Origin of the sequence: Sinomonas sp. G460-2 (assembly GCF_047759905.1) — a bacterium.
Taxonomy (GTDB): Bacteria; Actinomycetota; Actinomycetes; order Actinomycetales; family Micrococcaceae; genus Sinomonas.
In genome coordinates, this window is the sequence record NZ_JBKZWT010000324.1 from 1 (window position 1) to 3986 (window position 3986).

Annotated in this window: 3 protein-coding genes; all 3 read left to right on the plus strand. The window is 68.0% G+C overall.

The window, feature by feature from the left end:
- Positions 1-169: 169 nt before the first annotated feature.
- The 3 genes from holA to ACLN58_RS19030 all read left to right on the plus strand — a co-directional run bounded on the left by holA (position 170) and on the right by ACLN58_RS19030 (position 3827).
- Positions 170-1195, plus strand: a complete 1026-nt coding sequence (gene holA / locus ACLN58_RS19020; protein WP_415856806.1) for a DNA polymerase III subunit delta — start codon at positions 170-172, stop codon at positions 1193-1195.
- A 98-nt stretch (positions 1196-1293) separates the two neighbouring features.
- Complete coding sequence (locus ACLN58_RS19025; RefSeq protein ID WP_415856804.1) at positions 1294-2889, plus strand: cation:proton antiporter; 1596 nt, start codon at positions 1294-1296, stop codon at positions 2887-2889.
- Positions 2890-3125: 236 nt separating this feature from the next.
- Positions 3126-3827 (plus strand): DUF6318 family protein, encoded by a 702-nt coding sequence (locus tag ACLN58_RS19030; RefSeq protein ID WP_415856805.1) that lies wholly within the window; start codon positions 3126-3128, stop codon positions 3825-3827.
- Positions 3828-3986: the final 159 nt, after the last annotated feature.

A 3986-nucleotide genomic window follows, 5' to 3' on the forward strand; every position in this document is an offset into this window, starting at 1 on the left:
GCGATGGCGCTCGTCTCGGCCTTCACCGGTGCGGCGCTCTTGGCAGCGGGCGATCCGCGGGTTCGGCTCGGCGCCGGGGCGCTCACGGATGCGGGGCTGCGCTTGGCGACCGGCCGCCCACGTGGCAAGGTGGACGGGTGAATCAGACGGCGCGCAGGTCGGTACGGTGATGGCGGCACGGTCCGGCGCGGGGGCGCGCGAGCCTCGCTCGAACGGCGCGATCACGGTCGATTTCCGGAACGCATCTCCGGCACCGGTCCTGCTCATTACGGGCCCCGAGGACTACCTCGCCGCGCGCGCCCTCGACCGGATCCGCAGGGAGGCGAGGTCCGTCGATCCGGGCCTCGAAGTCACGCGACTCGAGGCAGCCTCGTACGGCGCGGGCGAGCTCCTCCTCGCTGCGTCGCCGTCGCTCTTCGGGGAGCGCAAGCTGATTGAGGCTCACGGCCTGGAGTCGATGAATGAGGACTTCCTCAAGGACGCGATCGCCTACGTGGCCTCGCCGGACCCCGACATCGTGCTGGTGCTGCGGCACGGGGGCGGGACGCGCGGCAAGAAACTCCTCGACGCTCTGAAGGCCTCCGGCGCCCCGGTCGTCGACTGCCAGCCGCTCAAGAGGGACGCCGACAAGGCAGCGTTCGTCGCGGCCGAGTTCAAGGGCTCGGGCCGGCGCATCGAACGGGACGCCGTGGACGCCCTCGTCGCGGCGGTGGGGAGCAGCCTCGCCGAGCTCGGTGCGGCGTGCAGCCAATTGCAGCTCGACGCGACGTCGACCGTGGACGTGGCCACCGTGGAGAAGTACTTCGGGGGCCGCGTCGAGGCGACCGCCTTCAAAGTCGCGGACGCCGCGCTATCGGGGCGCAGTGCTCAGGCGCTCTCGGCGTTCCGGCACGCGATCGAGACGGGCGTCGACCCCGTGCCGATCGTGGCCGCTATCGCCTCGAAGCTGCGCACCCTCGCGAAGGTTGCGGGCGAGCAGGGATCGGCGCAGAGCATCGCTCGCACGCTCGGCATGCAGCCCTGGCTCGTCGAGCAGGCTCAGCGGGACATCCGGGGGTGGACGCCGAAGAGCCTTGCTGCCGCGATCCGGGCGGTCGCCGAGGCCGACGCTGAGGTGAAGGGCCTCGCGCGGGACCCGGGCTACGCCGTCGAACGCGCCCTCGCCGTGGTGAGCGCCTCGGCCCGCGCCCGCTAAGCCTGCGACTTCTCAGGGACGCACCCGCTGAAGCGATCCGCGCGAGAGTCGGATGGCAGAACTGCCTCACCGCGGTCCACGGCTGAAAGAATGCCGCCATGGAACAGCTCGGACTCATCATGGGACTGCTCTTCGTCACGGTGCTCGCCGTGGGCATCGGCGATCGGCTCAAGCTGCCCTATCCGGTCCTCATGCTCCTCATGGCCATGGGCATGACCTTCATCCCCGGGTTTCCTGATTTCGCCGTCGCTCCCGAGCTCATCCTTCCGATCTTCCTGCCCCCGCTTCTCTTTGCGACGGCCCAACGCAGTTCGTGGCAGGTCTTCCAAGTCCGTTGGCGCACCCTTCTCTGGCTCGCGGTGGGGCTCGTCGTTGTCACTACGGCTGCCGTGGCGGGCGCGGCATGGCTGCTGATCCCAGGAATCGGGCTGCCGGCGGCTATTGCCCTGGGCGCCATGGTGGCGCCGCCGGATCCGGTCGCCGTCGAATCCGTCGCCGGGAAAGTCAAGATGCCGCGCAAGATCATGAACGTTCTCCAGAGCGAAGGGCTCTTCAACGACGCCGCGGCCATCGTGGTCTTCCAGGCCGCGGCGGCGGCAACCCTCGCGGGAAAGAATGTGGATCTCTCCCTCGTACCGCTGTTCTTCCTCGGCATCGCCGTCGCGGTGGCGGTAGGCGTCGCCATGGGATACGCGGCCAAGCTTGTCACGTGGCTTGTCACCGCTGGGGTCGCGAGGACCGCCGTGAGCCTCGTCGTGCCGTTCGCCGCCTACATTCTGGCCGAGGAGCTCCACGCCTCGGGCGTGATCGCCGTCGTCGTGGTGGCGCTGGAACTCAAACGCCATGCGCGCGCCGAGGACGCCGCCGAACGTGTCAACCAAGCCGCCTTCTGGGATGTCGTCGAGATGCTCGCCACCGGCCTGGCCTTCGGGCTCGTGGGCCTCGACATCCGCCAGGTCATCCATGAGCAGGGCGGGGCCGTCGTAGGCATGCTGCCCGCGGCCCTCGCGGTCTGCGCCGTCACCGTCGTGGTGCGGTTCGTCTGGATGTGGCTGTATCTCACGGTGCGACGCGAGGCGTTCCGGGGTGACGCCCTCGCCCGAGCGAAGGCCGTCGTCGTCCTGACATACAGCGGCATGCGGGGGCTCGCGACGCTCGCGCTGGCCCTCGCGCTTCCCCTGAGCCTGACCGACGGCTCGGCGTTCCCTGAGCGGGACCAGATCCTCGTGACGGCATGCACGGTCCTCATCGTGACGCTCGTCATCCCGGGACTGACCCTTCCCGTGCTCATGAAGGCACTCAACGCCCAGGACGACGGGTCCGAGGAGAAGGAGACGACCCGCCTGCTCATTCACCGCGCACGGAGGGCGGCCTTCCAGGCGGTGGCCGAGAGCGGGCTCAAGGACCAGCTCACGCAGGGGCAGAGGCAGCTGCTGACCCAACGCTTCAAGGGGCTTGAGGTGGAGGCGATGTCGCCCCACGGTGCCGCTGGGCCGCGGGACATTTCGGACGAGGAGCGGGAACGGCACGCCAAGAAGCGCGAATTTGCGATCGCTATCCAGACCGTCGCCCTCGACGCGGCGCGGCGCGAGGTCCTGGCCGCCCGGAGGGAGCCAGGGACCGATCCCGAGGTCGCCGACCACGTCCTGCGCCAGCTCGATCTGCAGACAATGATCGTGCCAGAGCGCGCCTGATCGCGGGGTATGTCTTCACGGGGAGCATGTCTTTACACGGGTACATCTCGACCGGAGGCACGCCTCGGCGGAGCGCGCGCTTGGCCCGAGGACCACGCAGGAGCCCGTGGTTGCGCCACGGAGTTTTCGGTTGAGACGAACTTAGGCGTGTCGTGCCGTGGTTACGGTGGGGTCGTCGCGCCGTCGTACGTCTTGTCTTAGGCGCGGGATCCGCACCGATGGCTTGGGGGACGTCAATGGCGCTCTATCGTTCTGTTCGCTTGGCTTTTCGCTTCGCGTTTCGCTTGGTCTTCCGCTGGCCTTTTCGGCGCGCGTCTCGCTCTGCGGGGCTCGTCGCGGTCGTCGTGTTCGGTCTGGGGCTGGCCGCGTGCGGCTCGGGTCCCGGCGACGCGGTGCCCTCGGGTACGTCCTCGTCGGGGCCTGCTGTTTCGTCGGGGTCCCCGAGCGCGCCGCCGACTCCGGACTCCCGACCCACCCCCGCGAGCTCGAGGGGTCCCGCCCGGAATCTCCCCAGGCCGGTCCTGCCCGAGGCCGCGAAGCAGAACACCAAGGAGGGCTTCGCGGCCTTCACGCAGTACTGGTTCGACACGATCACGTACGGGTTGGAGACCGGAGACAGCGGTCCGCTGAGGGAAATTTCGCTGCCGGACTGCAAGATGTGCAATTCGTACACGGAGAGTGTTCTGAAGGCTCGGAAATCTGATGGGTGGAATTCTGGTCCGCAGTGGACCATTTCCGAGTTCACAACAGACATGACTTCTGACCCCATTGGAAGAAGAGCTGCCCTCTTCTTCCTAGACGAGACCGCATCGACCGAATACGCGCCAGATGGACGCGCAATAGACCAAGGCAAGGGCGGTCGTGCGGGCGGTGCCCAGGCGCTTTACGCGATCTATTCTGCCGACGGTTGGAAAGTCGCTGAGGCCGGCGGCGCATGAGTAGAAGGTTCGCATCAGTGACCGTAGGGCTAGCGATCTCAGCCTGCCTTGTAGCTCCGCCGGCTCACGCCGAGGATGTAAGGACCCGATGGGACGATCGCAAGGTCAAAGTTCACGCAGAGACCGACGGCCGCGTTGTGTACGACTTTCCGCCTCCGT

Bases quoted from the DNA above. Each gene is read 5' to 3' on its own strand.
- holA (WP_415856806.1), top strand. From the start codon at position 170: ATGGCGGCACGGTCCGGCGCGGGGGCGCGCGAGCCTCGCTCGAACGGC.
- ACLN58_RS19025 (WP_415856804.1), top strand. From the start codon at position 1,294: ATGGAACAGCTCGGACTCATCATGGGACTGCTCTTCGTCACGGTGCTC.
- ACLN58_RS19030 (WP_415856805.1), top strand. From the start codon at position 3,126: ATGGCGCTCTATCGTTCTGTTCGCTTGGCTTTTCGCTTCGCGTTTCGC.